General features: G+C 67.8%; 13 protein-coding genes. 10 read left to right on the forward strand and 3 right to left on the reverse strand.

The genetic code is table 11. The features are described 5' to 3' along the window. The first annotated feature begins 6 nt into the window (after positions 1-6). The 9 genes from HYZ11_13830 (at position 7) to HYZ11_13870 (ending at position 12088) form a co-directional block, all read left to right on the forward strand. Positions 7-1746, forward strand: a complete 1740-nt coding sequence (locus tag HYZ11_13830; protein ID MBI3128679.1) for an iron ABC transporter permease — start codon at positions 7-9, stop codon at positions 1744-1746. Between the two features lie 43 nt (positions 1747-1789). Continuing rightward, on the forward strand, positions 1790-2965 hold the full coding sequence (locus HYZ11_13835; GenBank protein ID MBI3128680.1) for an acyl-CoA dehydrogenase family protein: 1176 nt from the start codon (positions 1790-1792) through the stop codon (positions 2963-2965). A 19-nt stretch (positions 2966-2984) separates the two neighbouring features. Further along, positions 2985-4166 (forward strand): acyl-CoA dehydrogenase family protein, encoded by a 1182-nt coding sequence (locus HYZ11_13840; GenBank protein MBI3128681.1) that lies wholly within the window; start codon positions 2985-2987, stop codon positions 4164-4166. A 201-nt stretch (positions 4167-4367) separates the two neighbouring features. Next, entirely contained in the window at positions 4368-5456 is a 1089-nt protein-coding gene (locus HYZ11_13845) for an isocitrate/isopropylmalate dehydrogenase family protein (GenBank protein MBI3128682.1), read from the forward strand. A 240-nt stretch (positions 5457-5696) separates the two neighbouring features. Next, positions 5697-6890, forward strand: a complete 1194-nt coding sequence (locus HYZ11_13850) for an acyl-CoA/acyl-ACP dehydrogenase (GenBank protein MBI3128683.1) — start codon at positions 5697-5699, stop codon at positions 6888-6890. 130 nt (positions 6891-7020) lie between these two features. Then, positions 7021-7782: an SDR family oxidoreductase gene (locus HYZ11_13855; protein ID MBI3128684.1), complete on the forward strand. Its 762-nt coding sequence runs from the start codon at positions 7021-7023 to the stop codon at positions 7780-7782. Between the two features lie 217 nt (positions 7783-7999). Further along, positions 8000-9685 carry a thiamine pyrophosphate-binding protein gene (locus HYZ11_13860; GenBank protein MBI3128685.1) on the forward strand — a complete coding sequence of 562 codons (1686 nt, stop codon included), beginning with the start codon at positions 8000-8002 and terminating at the stop codon, positions 9683-9685. A 188-nt stretch (positions 9686-9873) separates the two neighbouring features. Next, a complete protein-coding gene (locus tag HYZ11_13865) occupies positions 9874-11394 on the forward strand; it encodes a B12-binding domain-containing radical SAM protein (GenBank protein ID MBI3128686.1) in 1521 nt (506 codons plus the stop codon). 403 nt (positions 11395-11797) lie between these two features. Beyond that, complete coding sequence (locus HYZ11_13870; protein MBI3128687.1) at positions 11798-12088, forward strand: cupin domain-containing protein; 291 nt, start codon at positions 11798-11800, stop codon at positions 12086-12088. A gap of 181 nt (positions 12089-12269) precedes the next feature. On the opposite strand, the gene HYZ11_13875 is transcribed toward HYZ11_13870, so the two are convergent. From HYZ11_13875 to HYZ11_13885, 3 genes are all read right to left on the reverse strand, one after another. Further along, a complete protein-coding gene (locus HYZ11_13875; GenBank protein MBI3128688.1) occupies positions 12270-13064 on the reverse strand; it encodes a methyltransferase in 795 nt (264 codons plus the stop codon). Positions 13065-13164: 100 nt separating this feature from the next. Next, positions 13165-14169 carry a glycosyltransferase gene (locus HYZ11_13880; GenBank protein MBI3128689.1) on the reverse strand — a complete coding sequence of 335 codons (1005 nt, stop codon included), beginning with the start codon at positions 14167-14169 and terminating at the stop codon, positions 13165-13167. Beyond that, the gene (locus HYZ11_13885; protein MBI3128690.1) at positions 14166-15356 is read right to left on the reverse strand and encodes a hypothetical protein; all 1191 of its coding nucleotides are present in this window, start codon (positions 15354-15356) and stop codon (positions 14166-14168) included. Before HYZ11_13885 ends, HYZ11_13880 begins: the two co-directional genes overlap by 4 nt. Before the next feature lie 245 nt (positions 15357-15601). On the opposite strand from HYZ11_13885, the gene HYZ11_13890 reads away from it, so the two are divergent. Continuing rightward, positions 15602-16381 carry an SDR family oxidoreductase gene (locus HYZ11_13890; protein MBI3128691.1) on the forward strand — a complete coding sequence of 260 codons (780 nt, stop codon included), beginning with the start codon at positions 15602-15604 and terminating at the stop codon, positions 16379-16381. The last annotated feature ends 336 nt before the right edge of the window (positions 16382-16717 follow it).

The raw sequence follows: 16717 nt of genomic DNA on the forward strand, positions 1-16717 counted from the left end.
GAGCGCATGTCCTCGACCCAAGCGGCGGAGGCTCTCCCCCGGAGGGCCTCCGCCTCATGGCTCTCCCAGCGGCTGAACCTCGAGTCCGGGGTGATGGCCGGGGCCCTGGCCCTGGTCGCGGCCCTGGCCGTCATCCCCATGCTCGTCTTCTTCCAGACGAGCTTCCGCATCTACACCGAGGCGGGGCCCGAGGGGTTCACCCTTCAGAACTACTACTTGATCTTCTCCGAGCCCCTCGCGCGCGAGGCCATCTGGAACACCGTCCTCATCGCTCTCTTCTCGGCGGTATTCTCGGGCGCCCTGGGGACCTCGCTCGCCTGGTTCCACGCCCGGACGGACATGCCGCTGCGCCGCTGGCTCGAGCCCCTGACGCTGATGCCCTTCTTCCTGCCCTCGCTGGTGGGGGCGATCGCCTGGTGGGCGCTGGCCTCGCCCAAGGTGGGGATGCTGAACACCTTCCTCGTCGGCGCCCTGGGCCTCTCCGAGGCGCCCTTCAACATCTACACGCTGTGGGGGATCGTCTGGGTCCTCGTGCTCTTCGACACGCCCTACATGTACCTGTTCACCATCGGCTCGTTCAACCGGATGGACCCCTCGCTCGAGGAGTCGGCCCGCGTGTGCGGGACGGGCGTGTTCAAGACCGCCCTGCGGGTGACGCTGCCCCTCTCGCTGCCTGCCATCCTCTCGGGCGTGGTCATCATCTTCGTGACGAGCGCCGGGGTGTTCGGGGTCCCCATCGTGCTGGGAGGCCCCGGCCGCGTCCACACCCTCTCGACCCAGATGTACACCAAGATGGGGACCTTCCCGCCCGAGGCGGGCGTCTCCGCCGCGGCCGGGTGCATCCTCATGATCATCACGGCGTTCGGGCTGTGGATCCAGCGGAAGATCATCGCGCCCCGCAGCTTCGTCACCGTGACCGGCAAGGGCTACCGGCCCGCGCGCATGTCGCTCGGGCCCTGGCGCTACCTCGCCCTGGCGCTGAACCTGCTCTACGTGCTGGCGGCCGTGGTGCTGCCCGTGGGGGCGCTGCTGATGGCGTCGCTCAACCGGAACTGGTTCGGGATGTTCCGGTGGGAGCAGTTCACGCTGCGGCACTGGCAATTCATCCTGTTCGAGTACGACTACACCCTGCGCGCCATCAAGAACAGCATGTTCCTGGGCATCGCGGGCGGCTTCCTGGCCGTCGTGCTCTGCACCTTCCTCTCCATCCTGATCCACCGGGGGCGCAACCGCCGCTTCAAGTCCGTCCTGGACTACATCACCACGCTGCCCATCGGAGTGCCGGGCATCGTGATGGGGATGGCCTTCCTCATCACCTGGATCCGGACCCCGCTCTACGCCTTCCCCATGTTCCTGCTCATCCTGGGCTACATGACGCGCTACATGCCCTACGGCATCCGGACCATCTCCTCGGTGCTCCTCTCGGTGAGCCCCGAGCTGGAGGAGAGCTCCCGGGTATGCGGCGCCACCTTCCTCCGGACGCTCCGGCGGGTGACGGTGCCCCTGCTCCAGTCGGGCATCTTCGCGGCCTACCTGCTGCTCTTCATCGTCTTCATCCGGGAGCTCCCGGTCTCGGCCCTCCTCGCCACGGAGGCCAGCACCCCCATGGCGCTGGCCCTGTACATCGTGGGGGAAAACGACGGCCTCGGGGTGGTCTCGGCCTTCGCTTTGGTGCAGATTGTGCTCTTGCTGGGCGCCACGTACCTGTTCCGCCGCTTGTGGGGGCTGGAAAAGCTGTCGGTTTGATTCAGGTCTGGAACGGCCCGCCGCACTCATGGGAGGAGAAGGGATGGATTTCACGTTCACCGATGAACAGAGGGCGCTGCAGCAGCTCGCCCGGGACTTCTTCGAATCGGAGGTCCGGCCCGTCGCCGCCGAGTACGACCAGCGGGAGGACCCGCGCGACTGCGTCCCCTGGGATATCATCGAGAAGGGCTCCAAGCTGGGCCTGAGGACGCTGGGCACACCCGAGGAGTGGGGCGGAGGCGGGGCGGACCTCCTCACCCAGGCCCTGGTCATCGAGGAGATGGCCCGGGTGGACATCGGCGCCTCCAAGACCTTCAGCCACAACTGGAAGGTCTCCTCCCGCATCGCGGCCCTCTGTAGCGAGGAGCAGAAGAAGCGCTTCCTGCCCCCCTTTGTCGCGGACCACCGCTACCTCCTCTCGAACGCCGTGACCGAGCCCGACGCGGGCTCGGACAGCCACCTCCCCTACGACGTGCCCGAGGCCGGCCCCCGCTGTTTCGCCGAGCGCAACGGCAAGGGCTTCGTCATCAACGGCATGAAGAACTTCATCGCCCTGGCCGGCGTCTCCAAGCTCATCATCCTTTGGGCCCGCACCGACCGCTCCGTGGGCATCACCAAGGGGCTGAGCACCTTCATCGTGCCCCGCGACACGCCCGGCCTCTCGAACGGCCAGTTCCACGACAAGATGGGCATGCGGCTCTACAACAACGCCGAGCTCATCTTCGAGAACTGTCACGTGCCGGCGGAGAACTTGGTCGGCGAGCTGGGCCAGGCCATGCAGCAGCGGGCGGCGGTGGCGAAGGGCGGCAACATCGAGCTCATGGCCCACGCCCTGGGGTGCGCGCGCGGCGCCTACGAGCACGCCCTCGATCACGCGCGCAACCGGGTGCAGGGCCTCAAGCCCATCATCGAGCACCAGGCCATCGCCATGAAGCTGGCCGAGATGGCGATGGAGGTCGAAGTGGCCCGGGCCATGGTGTGGCGCTGCGCCTGGGCGTCCGAGCATATGACCCCCCCGGACAACCGCCTGACCGTGTTCTCGAAGGTCTTCTGCACGGAGATGGCGCTCCGGGTCACCCGCCGCGCGGTCGAGATCTTCGGCGGCATGGGCGTCATGAAGGACGGCCCGGCCGAGAAGTACCTGCGCGACGCGGCCGTGCTCCTGCACATGGACGCCACCAACCAGATCAACCTGATCAAGGTCGCCAAGCGCCTGTAGGCGCGGAGGGATGCCGGTCATGACCGTTCAACTCGTCGGGGAGTACCGCGCCCTCCAGCAGATGGCGCGCGAGTTCTGCGAGCAGGAGATCCGCCCCGTGGCCGCCGCGCGGGACCGCATCAAGGACCCGGCCAAGGTCTTCGACTGGGACCTCATCCGCAAGGGCTCGGCCCTGGGCCTGCGCACCCTGGCGGTGCCCGAGAAGTTCGGGGGGCCGGGGGTGGACCTCATGGGCCAGGCCCTCGTCATCCTCGAGCTCGCCCGCGGGGACGGGGGCGTGGCCAAGACCTTCAGCCAGTGCTGGAAGTGGACGCCCATGCTCACCGAGCTGGCGACCAAGGAGCAGCGCGAGCTCTTCCTGCCCAAGTTCATGGAGGACGACACCTATCTCCTCGGCCTGGGGGGCACCGAGCCCGACGCCGGCTCGGATAACCGCTGGCCCCCGAACGATCCCCGGGCCGGCTGGAAGACCTCGGCCGTCCGGCGCGGGGACGAGTGGGTGCTGAACGGGATGAAGCACTTCATCGCCAACGGCGGGGTGGCCAAGCTCTTCGTCATCATGGCGCGGACCGACCCCACCGTGCCGATCAGCAAGGGGACGACCATGTTCTTCGTCCCCTCCGACACGCCCGGCTTCCGCTTCGGCCGCAGGCACGACAAGGTGGGCTGGCGCTTCTACCAGAACGCCGAGCTCATCATGGAGAACTGCGTCATCCCCGACGCCTTCCGGCTGGGGGAGGTGAACAAGGGCAAGACCCAGCGCCGGGACGACGTGGCGGGCTTCAACGACGTCGAGCTCGTCGCCAACGTCCTGGGCATGGCCCAGGCCGCTTACGAGTACGCGATCGAGTACGCGCGGAACCGCGTGCAGGGCGGAAAGCCCATCATCAACCACCAGGCGGTGGGCCTCATGCTGGCCGACATGTACATGCGGCTCGAGGCGGCCCGCGCCTACCTCTTCCGCGTGGTGGAGGGCAGCATGGAGCAGGGCCACGACTACGACTCCGCCTCCAGGCAGCTCGCGAAGGTATTCGCCACCGAGACGGCCATCAGCGTCACCCAGAAGGCGCTCGAGATCTACGGCGGCGCCGGGATCATGAAGGAGAACCCGGTCGAGAAGCTCTGGCGCGACGTGAGCGTTTTCCCCCACCTCGCGGCCGACTCGGTGCAGATTCTCCGGACGGTGGAGAAGCTGCCCTAGCGGGGATCTGGGCAAGGTGTGAAGGTGAGGGGGGGCCGTCCGTAGGGGCGAACCTCGTGTTCGCCCCGTGCCGGTCGCCGGTCCGGAGGGGGCGATGACAAGCATCGCCCCTACCGGCCCTTCTTTTCATCTCAGACCGCCACATAAGCGGTGCGTCGGACCAACTTAACGGGGCCGGGTCTCGATCGATAGGAGAACGCCATGCCGGAGAAGAAGCTTTCCATCGCGGCCATCCCGGGCGACGGGGTGGGCCACGACGTGGTCCCCGTGGCGGCGGAGGTGGTCCGCGCGGCGGCGGGCGCCTGCGGGGTGCAGGTGGACGTCACCCCCTACGACTACGGCGCGGTCCGCTACCTCGAGACGGGAAAGTCCCTGCCCGAGGACGTGCCGGGCCTCGTTCGCGAGCTGGCCTCCAAGCACGACGCCATCATGTTCGGGAGCGCGGGCCTCGACCCCCGCCAGCCCAAGGACGTGAACTGCCGCGATCTCCTGGTGGGCCTGCGCTGGGTGCTCGACGGCTACGTCAACCTGCGCCCGGCCCCCCTGCTGCACCCGAGCTTCTGCCCCCTGGAGAAGAAGGTGCCCATCGACCTCGTGGTCGTCCGGGAAAACACCGAGGGGGTGATGACGCGCCTGGGCGGGAACTTCAAGAAGGGCACCCCGGACGAGGTGGCCATCCAGGAGGACATCAACACCTACAAGGGCGTGGAGCGCATCTGCCGCTACGCCTTCGAGTACGCCCGCGACCACGGCTACCCCAAGGTCACCATGGCGGACAAGCACGGCTCCCTCATCCACGCCCACGGCCTCTGGCAGCGCGTCTTCTGGGCCACGGCGGAGAAGCACCCCGGCGTCGAGGCCGAGCACAAGTTCATCGACACCCTGTGCATGGAGCTCGTCCAGCACCCGGACAAGTTCGGGGTCATCGTCACGAACAACATGTACGGCGACATCCTGAGCGACCTGTGCGCCGGCCTCGTGGGAGGCGTCGGCATCGCGGGCTCGGGCTGCATCAACCCCGGCAACACCTCGATGTTCGAGCCCGTCCACGGCACCGCGCCCGACATCGCCCTCAAGGGTATCGCCAACCCCTTCGCCGCCACGCTGGCGGGCCGGATCATGCTGGATCACCTGGGCCAGCGGAAGGCGGCCAATCTCATCTGGGAGGCGGTCAAGCTCGCGGTGAAGGAGGGTCAGGTGACCGCCGACCTGGGGGGCAAGCTGGGGACCCAGGCGGTGGGGGACTACCTCTGCAAGACCGTCCAGAAGCTCGCCGAGCGGGCCGCGTAGGGGGAAAATCCGGGCCGGTCTGCAGGGGCGGTTCGCGAACCGCCCCTACGAAATCTCGCCGGATCCGGTTGGCGGCGAGGGCGATGCGTAGGGGCGTATTGCAGTACGCCCCTACGGACGGGGGGCTGGCCCGTTGGGACGGGCGCTGTCCGAATTCATCGCGGGGAGACGCTCGATGCTCTCCCCGGGGCCCGCCCCGGCTGGGCCGGGGCTTCGCAATCATAGCGGGAGAGAGCAGAAATGGATTTCGCTTTGACGGACGAGCAGCGGGCCCTCCAGGCCATGGCCCGCGATTTCGCCACCAAGGTGGTCCGCCCCGTCGCGGCGGAGTATGACCGCAAGCCCGACCCGGCGGACTGCGTCCCCTGGGACGTGCTCGAGAAGGGCTCCAAGCTCGGCCTGCGCACCCTGGCCCTGGGCGAGAAGCACGGCGGCGGGGGCTGCGACATGCTCACCCTCTCCATCGTGGGCGAGGAGCTGGGGGCGGGCGACCTGGGCGTGGCCGCCACCTTCGACCAGACCTGGAAGTTCTCCCCCATCATCGAGCACTGGACGAACGACGAGCAGAAGGCCCGCTTCCTCCCCGGCTTCGTGAAGGACCACCGCTACCACCTGGCCACCGCCATGACCGAGCCCGACTCGGGCACCGACCACGTCCTCCCCTACGCCGTCCCCGGGAAGGGCTTGCAGACGCGGGCCGAGCGGGTGGGGGACGTCTACCGCATCAACGGCACCAAGCAGTTCATCAGCAACGGGGGCACCGCCAGCCTCTACATCGCCTACACCCGAACGGACAAGTCCAAGGGCGGCTACCACGGGATGACCGCTTTCCTCGTGCCCGCCGACGCCCCCGGCTTCAAGGTGACCCGCCGGCACGACAAGATGGGCCGCCGCCTCCTCAGCAACGGCACCCTGGTCTTCGACAACTGCGAGGTGCCGGTCAAGAACCTCCTCGGCAAGGAGAACGGGGCCGAGGAGCTGCGCACGAGCCGAATCGCGCGGGGCCGGGGCGGCTACGGGGCCACCGTCCTGGGCACGGGACGTGCCGCCTTCGAGGAGGCGGTCGAGTACTCCAAGCAGCGCGTCCAGGGCGGCAAGTTCATCGGCGAGCACCAGGCCGTGGCCCAGATGATCGGGGAGATGTACACCCGCCTGGAGACGGCGCGGATGATCCTCTGGCGCACCTCCTGGGCGGTCGACCACGCAGAGACCTTCGACCCCAAGCTCTCCTGGGCGACCAAGGTGTTCTGCTCCGAGTCCGCCTACGAGGTGTGCCGCTTGGCCCTCGAGGTTCACGGCGGCCTCGGCTACATGCGGGAGTGCCCCATCGAGAAGTACCTGCGGGACGCCATCTCCTTCCTGCACGGGGCGGGTAACAACCATATCTTCCGCATCAAGATCAGCGGGAACATCACCGGCTTCCCGGTCCACTAGGCGGGGGCGGGGGCGTTTGTAGGGGCGAACCTTGTGTTCGCCCCAGCTGCGGGAGAGGGCGATGACAAGCATCGCCCCTACGGTCGGCAAGGGGGTGCGCCCGGCCCTATAGGGCGCGAGGAGATTTCAGATGCGGGATTTCGAGGGCAAGGTCGCCATCGTGACCGGCGCGAGCCGGCGCATCGGCGCCGCCACGGCGCTGGAGTTCGGGCGCCGGGGCGCCTCCGTGGCGATGACCTACCTGACCAACAAGGACCGGGCCGAGGCCCTGGGCCGCCAGATCGAGGAGGCGGGGGGCCGGGCCCTGGTGACGCGGACCGACGTGCGCGAGCGCTCCGACATCCGCGCCCTCGTGGACCGGACGGTCGAGGCGTTCGGCGGGGTGGACATCATGGTGAATAACGCCCGCATCCTCCACCCCCGCGCGGACTTCCTGGAGATGGACTGGGAGCGCGACATGTGGCCCATGCTCCAGGTGCACCTGGCGGCGCCCTTCCACTGCTGCCAGGCCGTGGTGCCCCACATGATCAAGCGGGGCGGCGGCGCCATCCTGAACGTGCTGAGCGCCTCGTTCCGGCGGGGCGAGGGCGAGCTCCATGCCTACGCGGCGGCCAAGTCCGCCCTGCGGAGCCTGACCCTGACCCTCTCGAACGACCTGGGCCCCCACGGCATCCGCGTCAACTCCGTCTCGCCCGGGGTGGTGGAGACGGAGGAGTTCAAGACCCGCCGCACGGAGGAGCAGCGGCGGCAGGTGGTGACGGCCACCCCGATGCGCCGCATCGGGGTCCCCGAGGATGTGGCCGCGGCCATCGCCTTCCTCTGCTCGGACCGGGCGGGCTACATCACCGGGGAGGACGTGGTCATCGCCGGGGGCAGGGACAACCCGTTCTGACGGAAAGGCAATGCGCGGGGTGTCATGCTCGCAGGACGTTCGGAGAAGGTTTTTATCTGTAGGGGCGGGTTTGAAACCCGCCCCTGTTTCGCCGAAAGGTTCTATTTTTTTCTCTCCCCCTCCGGGGGAGGGTAGGGCGGGGGAAACCAATCATCTAAGCGCTGTCCTGCAGTACGCATCTTGGTTGTCGTCGAGGCGAATAAGTGAGGAGGTCCACATGAGTTCCCAGCGCGCGCCCATGCACGCGGGCGAGGCGGTGGCCGAGGCCCTTTGCGAGGAGGGCGTGGAGCGCGTGTACAGCGTCCCCGGCTCCCACATCCATCCCATCTACGACGGCCTGAGCCGGGTGAAGTCGATCCGGACGGTGACCTGCAAGATGGAGCCGAACGCCTCGCTCATGGCGGACGCCTACGGCCGCCTCACCGGAAAGCCGGGCGTGTGCCTCCTGACCGCCGGCCCCGGGGGGGTCAACTCCATGGCCGGGGTGGCGCAGGCCTACGGCGCGGCCTCGCCCATGGTGCACCTGGGCGGCGCCGTGCCCCTGAAGGCCGATATGGAGGCCTTCCACGGGGTGGACGACCCGGCCTTCGTGAACGAGATGTTCAAGAAGATCACGAAGTGGAGCGCCCGCGTCGAGCGCATCGAGGACATCCCGGGGGTGATGGCCAAGGCCTTCCACATCGCCCGGAGCGGCCGTCCGGGGCCCGTGCACGTCGAGTTCCCGCGCATCTCGGATTACGGCGAGTACATCCTCCAGGAGAAGCCCGCCGTCATCGAGCCCTACAAGCCCATCCCGGCCCAGGTGCCCAGGCCCGACCCCAAGGACGTCGAGCGCTTCGCCAGGCGCCTCATGGCGGCCAAGTCCCCCGTCCTCGCGGCGGGAAAGGGCGTCATCCGCAAGGGGGCGATGGCCGAGCTCTCGGAGCTCTCGCTGAGGCTCCAGGCGCCCGTCGTCTTCGCCCAGGACGCCATCGGGGTCATCCCGGAGGACCACCCCTTCTTCGCCGGGCACTTTTCCCACTACCGCTCCCATCCCCTGTGCGCCGACGCGATGAAGCGGTCCGACCTCGTGCTCGCGGTGGGGCTCAGGGCGGGGACGGCCGAGCTGCACGAGCTCAAGGAGCGCGCGCCGGAGAATTTGATCCTCATCGGCTTCGACGACGGCCCCAACCCGCGCTACCAGGGGGAGGACCAGCGCGTGGCCGACCCCAAGCTCTTCCTCGACGCCCTGCTGGAGAAGCTCGCGGGCCACCAGCGGCCCCGCGACGAGGCCCTCATCCAGCGCATGGCCGAGGTCAAGGCCTCGGTGCGGCGCTCCCTCGCCGAGCAGAACGCGCCTCATTTGAACGACAACCCCATCCACCCCGGGGTCCTCATGGACGCCCTGAACCGGGTGCTGGACGGCCGGGCCGTGGTCTCGAGCGACGTGGGCAACTGCCAGATGTGGGCGAGGACCTTCCGCAAGATCGCCACGCCCGAGTCCTTCATGCAGTCGGGGGTGTGGAACGCCATGAGCTACGGCCTCCCCTCGGCCATCGTGGCCAAGATGGAGTTCCCGGAGCGCGACGTGGTGGCCCTGGCCGGGGACGGCGCCTTCCTCATGACCATCGGCGACCTCCCCACCGCCGCCGAGTACGGTGCGAACATTCTCGCCGTCGTCCTGAACGACGGGGCCTTCGGCCAGACCTACATGCAGGAGTCCGGCCTCTATGGCCACACCTACGGCACCACCTTCCAGAGCCCCGACTTCGCCGGGATCGCCAAGGCCTGCGGCTGCGAGGGGATCCGCGTCTCGGACCCCAAGGACCTGGACGGCGCCCTCCGCCAGGCCAAGGCCGCCACGAAGACCCGCCCCGCCCTGGTCGAGGTCATGGTGTCGCGGAAGCCGTATCACAAGATTTGAGGCCGTAACCATAGGAACTGTCATACATATGCCATCTCTGTAGGAGCGACCGGCCGGTCGCACCTACGTAAATCGCTCCCCTCGTATTGATGCTCGCTCACAGGACCCTCGGCTCCGATTTGCCCGATATAGTCAAATTCCGGACCCTGGTGTATAAGAGGGCGTTTTCTCTTGGAGGGAGGCGCTTCGTGCGCTTTTTGTTCGTCTACCCGAACGTGCAGCGCGTCTGGGCCCCGCGGCTCGGCATCTCGGTCCTCTCGGCGGTGCTGAAGCGGAAGGGCCACGAGACGGCCCTCTACGACTCCACCATGGTGCGGGGGCCCGAAATCGCCCCGCGCTTCCTCCGCAAGGTGGAGGAGTTCCGGCCCGACGCGGTGGGCTTCAGCGTCCTCTCGAACGAGTGGGCGCTCACGCGCGACCTCCTCAGGCTCCCGGCCATCAAGTCCCTGCCCAAGATCGTGGGCGGCCACCACCCCACGGTGGACGCCGAGGGCTGCCTCAAGCACTGCGACTACGTGGTGCGGGGGGAGGGGGAGGACGCCCTGGCCGAGCTCCTGGACGCCCTGGGGAGCGGCAAGGACGCCTCCCGCATCCCCAACGTGTGGTCGCGGAACCTTCTCGGCATGGAGACGCGCAACGAGATGCGCGACCTCATCGGCGACCTGGACGACTACCCCATCCCCGACTGGAACATCTACGCCAAGGAGCACTACACCCGGAACTTCCTCATCGACGTGAAGCCCGGCACGCGCATCGTGGGCCAGTTCGAGGGGAGCCGGGGCTGCCCCTATCACTGCACCTACTGCTCGAGCCCCCACGTGATGAGTATGTACAAGGGCAAGGGCACCTGGCGGCGGGAGAAGAGCCCGCGCCGGATGATGGAGGAGATCAAGGACTTCGAGGCCAGGAACGGCCTCGACATGATCTACTTCGTGGACGAGATCTTCCTCACCCAGCTCCCGCGCCTGGAGGAGATGGCGGACGTCTTCTCCAGGCACGTGAGGAAGCCCTTCCTCTTCATGGAGCGGCCCGAGATGGTGAAGGAGGACAAGATCAAGGCGGCGGCCCGGGCGGGCGCCTACAGCATGTCCATCGGGGTGGAGAGCGGGGACGAGGAGTTCCGCAAGCGCGTCCTCAACCGCAAGATGGAGGAGGACGTGATCGTCGAGGCCTTCGCCCTGGCGCGGAAGCACGGCGTCAGGACCCACGCCTTCAACATGGTGGGGCTGCCTTACGAGGACCGAGGCCGCATCCTCGCCTCGCGCGAGCTGATGAAGCGCGTCAAGCCCGACACGGCCCAGTTCAGCATCTTCTATCCGCTGGTGGGCACGCAGCTGCGCGAGCTCTGCATCCGGGAGGGCTTCCTCGACCCGGACAACGAGATGCCCGAGAACTATTACGCCAACTCGGTGCTGAACATGCCCACCATGCCCCGCGGGGATATCATCAAGTACCAGAAGATCCTCGAGATCCTCTGCGGCCGCGAGGGCCTCTGGGCGGATTTCCTGTGGTGGATGTACGAGACCTTCCCCGTCACGCTCACCTTGCGGCGGCGGCTCAAGTTCCTCGGCGAGCCCGCCCGCTACCTGCGCACCTACGGCCTGGCGGGCAGCTTCAGGCGACTGGCCTTCAAGTTCCGCCGCCGCTTCGGCAAACTCCCTCCTGCCCAGAACGAAATCAGCCAGCCATACTTCTACGGGCAAAAGTAAGGTTCGCATAAAAATAACGGCGAATCCCACATGAACCGAATGTAAATTTTTTTTCCATCATGTTCGCCCACCGCATCCCCTTGTGGCAATTCGTCCGGGCCTGGGGCAAGATGCATCAGGATGTGCGTCAAAATTTTGAAGCCATTCGCGTCAGAAATCAGTTAGAGTTCGGGAATCAGGGATAATCCGGAGGCGCATTCTGAGGGTAATCCTTGAGTGTTGGCTTAGGCATGAACCATGCAAATGCCGGGTCCGATTCAAATGACCGCGCCGCCACCGAATGAGAGGAATCACCCGAGAAATGGCGAAACCTGATCTTCAAATCCAAGAGGTTGCCAACTTCCTCCAGTGCGCTTCCGAGCCAAGCGAAATCGCCGACGCCCTTTCCAGATACTGCCATCACGTGTTCGAAGTCGAAGAGCTTCCTGGATCCATCATCCCCTATCATAGCCACTCCCAGGAAGAGACCGTCGTCGTTTTAGAGGGCGCCCTGCGCCTCAACGTGGAAGAGAATCTGTCGGTGGTGGAAGAAGGTCAGATCGCCGTCATCCGCGAGAACGCCGTCCACGCCTACGCCTCGGTGGGAAAGAACCCGGCGCGGGTGCTCATCGGCCTCTCGGGCGGACCCTTGCCCGCGAGCCGCGAAACCGACCCGGACGACGAGCCCGAAGAAGAATTTCCCTACAGCCTCTAAATTCCAGCGTCAGTCGAGAGCCGACCCGGAGCAGACCCGCCCCTCCTGCGCGAGCAGGAGGGGCCGGGTCCCGCCTCTCGCCCTGCGTGACGCGAAGCATCCGCCGAAAAATGGACGGGGAAAGCGCCCGGCCCGCCGAAAGGCGGGCCGGGCCGCGATGGAGCGGAGTCCGCGCTTCGAGCTAGGCCCGGCAGGAGACGACCCACCACATGTTGCCTTCCGGATCGGCCGGCTCCGCGGCGCTCCCGGCGTAGCGCAGGCGCGGGTTGGCGTCCACGAAGGAGCGGAAGTGGCTTTCCATTCCCGGATCGCCCTGGAAGTTCTCCAGCAGCCAGATCTGCCCGCGCTCGCTCAGGTAGCGGTCCGCCACGGAGTAGAAATCCGTGTGGAACCGCCAGTTCTCGTCGAAGGTGCCCAGGGTGGTGGGGTTCAGGTTCTTTTTCGTGAAATCGTCGGTGAAGAGGTGCGGTGGGTTCGAGACGATGAGGTCGAATTTTTCGCCCTCGGGGACCGACTTGAGCGAGTCCGAGAGGAACGTCTGGAACTCGATGTCCCCGAAGTCGTTGCGGCGGAGGGTGCGCTTGGCTGAGTTCAGGTTGAAGATGTTGATGTCCAGGAGGGAGAGCTTCCGCACCCGGCCCTCCCCCTTGAGCTTCGCGCACAGGGTGAGCCCGACGATTCCCACCCCGCAGCAGATGTCGAGGACGTGGAGGCCGGTGAGGTTCTCCCGGCGGATGCGCTCGGCCGCGGCCGCGCCCGTGATTTCCCCCTGGGGGGTATGGCCCACGCTGGCCGGGTCCACGCGGTACTCCACCCCCGCCACGGTGAAGGGCCGGCCGAGGATTTTCTTGTTGAGCCTGCGGATGATGTAGCGGGCGTTGCCCGTCCCGGTGAGCCGGATGAGGCCCTCCACGGCGGACGCGACGGCCTTGCCGAGCAGGCGGTTCGCCTTGAACATCACCGAGACAGGCGGCATCGGGAACCCAAAGGGCGGAAGCGCGCATCCCCCCGCCCTGCGGCGGCGCGGGCGGCGGGATTATAGCAAAAACGGCCCCGCGGGGAGCGGGAAACCGCCTTCATCCCGCCGGGCGCCCCCGCTCCCCGAGGATCTCCAGGATCCGCCGGAAGCGCACGGAGGCCGCGTGGTCCCGCCGGGCGCGCGCCTGCCCCCGCCGGGCGATCTCGGCGCGGGCGGCGCCGTCCGCGAGGTAGCGCCGGATGATGGCCTGGAGCTCCTCCCGCGTCCGGAACGTGACGATCTCCTCTCCCGGCTCGAACAGGAGGCGGATATCCCGCTTGTGGTTGGTGACGAAGAACGCCCCCGCCCCGATGAACGACATCGTCTTGCAGTCGCAGCAGTACACTGAATTGCCCGGGTTCTGGAGGTCGAGGAGTATCTTGCTCGCCTGGATCACCTTGAGCTTCTCCTCCCCCCACACCCCCCGGCCCATCACCCGCGCCCGCACCCAGGGGTCCGAGGCCCGCCCCCAGCCGGGTCCCCATATCTTGAAATCCACCCCCTCGTCCGCCAGGCCGGCGAAGAACGTCTCGCGGAAGCCGTAGTGGCTCCCGATGAAGCCGAGATCGGCGCGGTAAGGGGCCAGCTCATCTTCACGAAATACGCGCTCGTAGGTGGGCGGGTCGTAGGCGTGCGGGAGGAACTCCACGTTCGCGAAGCCGGCCAGCCGGAGCTCCTCCGCGAAATAGGTGTCCTTCACGCAGAAGAGATCGTAGGCGCCGATCTGCGCGAAGGAGAGGCCCGGACTCGTGGAGCCGAAGGGGTTGTCCGGGAAGAAGCACACGCACCGGCATTGGCTCCCGCGGCGGATGCGCTCGATCGTTCCCGCCTCGATGAAGCCCCCGCGGTGGACGAAGAGGAGATCGAAGCCGCGCGCCTTACCGGTGAGCGCCCGGTTCATCCACCTCACCCACGCCGGGCGGAAGTTGCTGTAGAGGAAGCTCTTGCGGCGGTAGAAGAAGACCTCCACCTCATGGCCCAGGGAGCGGATGCCCTCGTAGAAGTCGTAGGGCTCGGTCGCGGGGGTGAAGCTCTGGGCGTTGGTGCAGAAGAGCACTTTCATGGGCGGACCGGCATGGGAGCCAGGAGGGGCCCCAGGCGGCGCTCCAGCGCCCCGGCCATCACCTCGTTCCCCTTCGGGGTGAAGTGGCCGTCGAACTCGAAGAAGAGGGAGGGGATGTCCGGCCGGCGGAAGTCCCCGGCCAGGTCCCAGCAGGTCACGTCCTTCTCCCGGCACATGCGGAGGAGGGGAGGGACGAGCGGCGCCGCGTAGGTTTTGCCGCACTCGTAGTAGAGGCGGCGGCGCCCCTTGCACCAGGCCTGCGGGTGGATCATGTGGGCGTGGGGATAGGTGGCCAGGGCGAAACCCATCCCCTCGCTCCGGGCGAGGTTCCGTATCCGGAGGATATGGCCGAAGGTCCGCTCGAGCTGCCTCTCCCAGGCCGCGGCGTGGGGATTCGCGGGCCGGGTCCAGCCCAGGCGGTCATACTCGATGCGGCCGAAGCGGGCCTCCGCCCAGCGGCCATGGTTCAGGCGCACCGCGTGATAGATGAGGTAGCGCAGCACGTAGACGTCCCGCAGCGGCGGGGCGGGCAGGGCCTCGATGAACTGCCGGGTGTGGGAGAAATAGTTGGGCAGGAGGCCGTCGTGGCTGACGCGGAGCGGCTCCCCGCCCGGGCCCCATGCGGCGCCCCGCTGATAGTGGTAGTCGTCCGAGAAATCGGTGGGGTCGAGGATCAGGAGGACGAAGTCCCCCCGCAGGCGGGGGAGGCGGGTCTTGAGGAAGAGGTACTCCAGGATCGGAGAGAAGCTCGCGACCCCCATGTTCACCGTCTCGTACCGCGCGCCCGGCCGGGGGGGCGCGGCGTTCAGCCGCCGCTCGAGCACCTTCACGAAGGCCTGCTCGGCCTCGACCGCGTAGCCCTCGGTGAAGGAGTCTCCCAGCACGAGGAGGCGCGCCGTCCCGGCCGGGGGCTGGAGCGGGAACTCCCGGTCCCGGAGCCCGATGGGGCTGATCCGGTAGCCGACGCGGTACTCCCCTTTCTCCTCGTTGAAGCCGGCCGCGCCCGGCACCAGGCCGTGTCCGTACACGGGGTGGCTCTGGCGGTAGGGGACGGGCTTCCGGGCCCATTCCGTCCGGATGTAGCGGGGGTTGCGGTGGCGCAGCACCCCCTCCGCCGCCCCCAGGACGAGGGCGAGGCTGGCGAAGGACAGGAGGAGCTTCGGGGCCAGGCGGCTCAGCGGAGGCATCCTCGTGGGGGTGGAAAACCATGGGACGCCCCAAAGTTAGCCTCCGGCCGGGGGGGATGCAAGGGGTCTTCACGCCTGCGCCGGGCCGATATATGTTGGCTGGACGCACGGCGCGAGCGCACGGCAGGGCGGTTGTGAACTTCCCTCCCCCCCATATTTAGGGGTCCCCAAGCGGCCCCGCCGCTTGGGGCGTGGGGGAGGGTTGGGGGGGAAAGGGCGGACGAACCATCCACGGGAGGGAGGCCATGGGACGCTTCGAGGGGAAGGTCTGCGTCATCGCGGGCGGCGCCCGCGGCATCGGGGGGAAGACGGCCGAATTCTACGCGGCGGAGGGGGGCCGGGTCCTCATCGGGGACCTCCTGGAAAAGGAGGGGGAGGCGCTGGCAGCGGCCCTCGGTCCGGGCAAGGCCGTCTTTCAGAGGCTGGACGTGACCGACCCCGCCTCCTGCCGCGCCGCGGTGGAGCGCGCCGCCCGGGAGTTCGGGGGGGCGGACCACCTGGTCAACTGCGCCATCCGCATGGCCCCCGGGCCGCTCGTGGATCTCCCGCCCGAGAGCTGGAAGCTCGTCATCGAGGTGGGCCTGCACGGCACGTTTTTCATGTGCCAGGCTTTCGGCCGATGGATGATCACCCAGGGCCGCCCCGGCGCGGTGGTGAACCTCTCCTCGAGCGCCGGCCTCGCCCCCTACACCCTCGTGGGCGCCTACAGCACGGCCAAGGCGGGCATCATCATGCTCTCCCAGCAGCTGGGCCTCGAGTGGGCCCGCAAGCGCATCCGGGTGAACGCCGTCTGCCCCGGCCACACCGAAACCCCGCTCACGGCCTACCTCCGCGACCCCGAGATCAAGCGCGGCCGGAGCGAGGTCACCCCCTGGGGCCGGGTGGGCCAGCCCGAGGACATCGCCCACGGCATCCTCTACCTGCTCTCGGACCAGGCGGACTACGTGACCGCCACCTGGCTGGCCATCGACGGAGGTCTCGTCCCCAGCATCTTCAACCACATGCCGGGCCGGAAGTGGGATTGAGAGGGAGGGGGGCGGGGCGTAGGGGCAAGGCCGGGAAGCGGTTGATTTGGGTTGCCATTCGGATGACGAGGCCAAAGGAATTTGCAGTCCCCTCCCCCTCCGGGGGAGGGCAGGGTGGGGGAGCGGTCATCGGCCCTCCCTCCCCCCTCGGGCCCATGCGGGCCCGAGGGGGGAGGGAGGGGGAGAAACCTTCTCGCGGCCTTCGTAGGGGCGTATTGCAATACGCCCCTACAGGGGGCCGCGAACCTCTGGGGCCATCGCCGAGCAGTCCCATTCCGCGCCCCTTGAGCCCGCCCCCCGCCCTTGGTAGGGTGGCCCCTGGCAGCCCGGAGCCGC

The organism is Candidatus Tectomicrobia bacterium (assembly GCA_016192135.1).
Taxonomy (GTDB): domain Bacteria; phylum UBA8248; class UBA8248; order UBA8248; family UBA8248; genus 2-12-FULL-69-37.

Bases quoted from the DNA above. Each gene is read 5' to 3' on its own strand.
- HYZ11_13830 (MBI3128679.1), top strand. From the start codon at position 7: ATGTCCTCGACCCAAGCGGCGGAGGCTCTCCCCCGGAGGGCCTCCGCC.
- HYZ11_13835 (MBI3128680.1), top strand. From the start codon at position 1,790: ATGGATTTCACGTTCACCGATGAACAGAGGGCGCTGCAGCAGCTCGCC.
- HYZ11_13840 (MBI3128681.1), top strand. From the start codon at position 2,985: ATGACCGTTCAACTCGTCGGGGAGTACCGCGCCCTCCAGCAGATGGCG.
- HYZ11_13845 (MBI3128682.1), top strand. From the start codon at position 4,368: ATGCCGGAGAAGAAGCTTTCCATCGCGGCCATCCCGGGCGACGGGGTG.
- HYZ11_13850 (MBI3128683.1), top strand. From the start codon at position 5,697: ATGGATTTCGCTTTGACGGACGAGCAGCGGGCCCTCCAGGCCATGGCC.
- HYZ11_13855 (MBI3128684.1), top strand. From the start codon at position 7,021: ATGCGGGATTTCGAGGGCAAGGTCGCCATCGTGACCGGCGCGAGCCGG.
- HYZ11_13860 (MBI3128685.1), top strand. From the start codon at position 8,000: ATGAGTTCCCAGCGCGCGCCCATGCACGCGGGCGAGGCGGTGGCCGAG.
- HYZ11_13875 (MBI3128688.1), bottom strand. From the start codon at position 13,064: ATGCCGCCTGTCTCGGTGATGTTCAAGGCGAACCGCCTGCTCGGCAAG.
- HYZ11_13880 (MBI3128689.1), bottom strand. From the start codon at position 14,169: ATGAAAGTGCTCTTCTGCACCAACGCCCAGAGCTTCACCCCCGCGACC.
- HYZ11_13885 (MBI3128690.1), bottom strand. From the start codon at position 15,356: ATGCCTCCGCTGAGCCGCCTGGCCCCGAAGCTCCTCCTGTCCTTCGCC.
- HYZ11_13890 (MBI3128691.1), top strand. From the start codon at position 15,602: ATGGGACGCTTCGAGGGGAAGGTCTGCGTCATCGCGGGCGGCGCCCGC.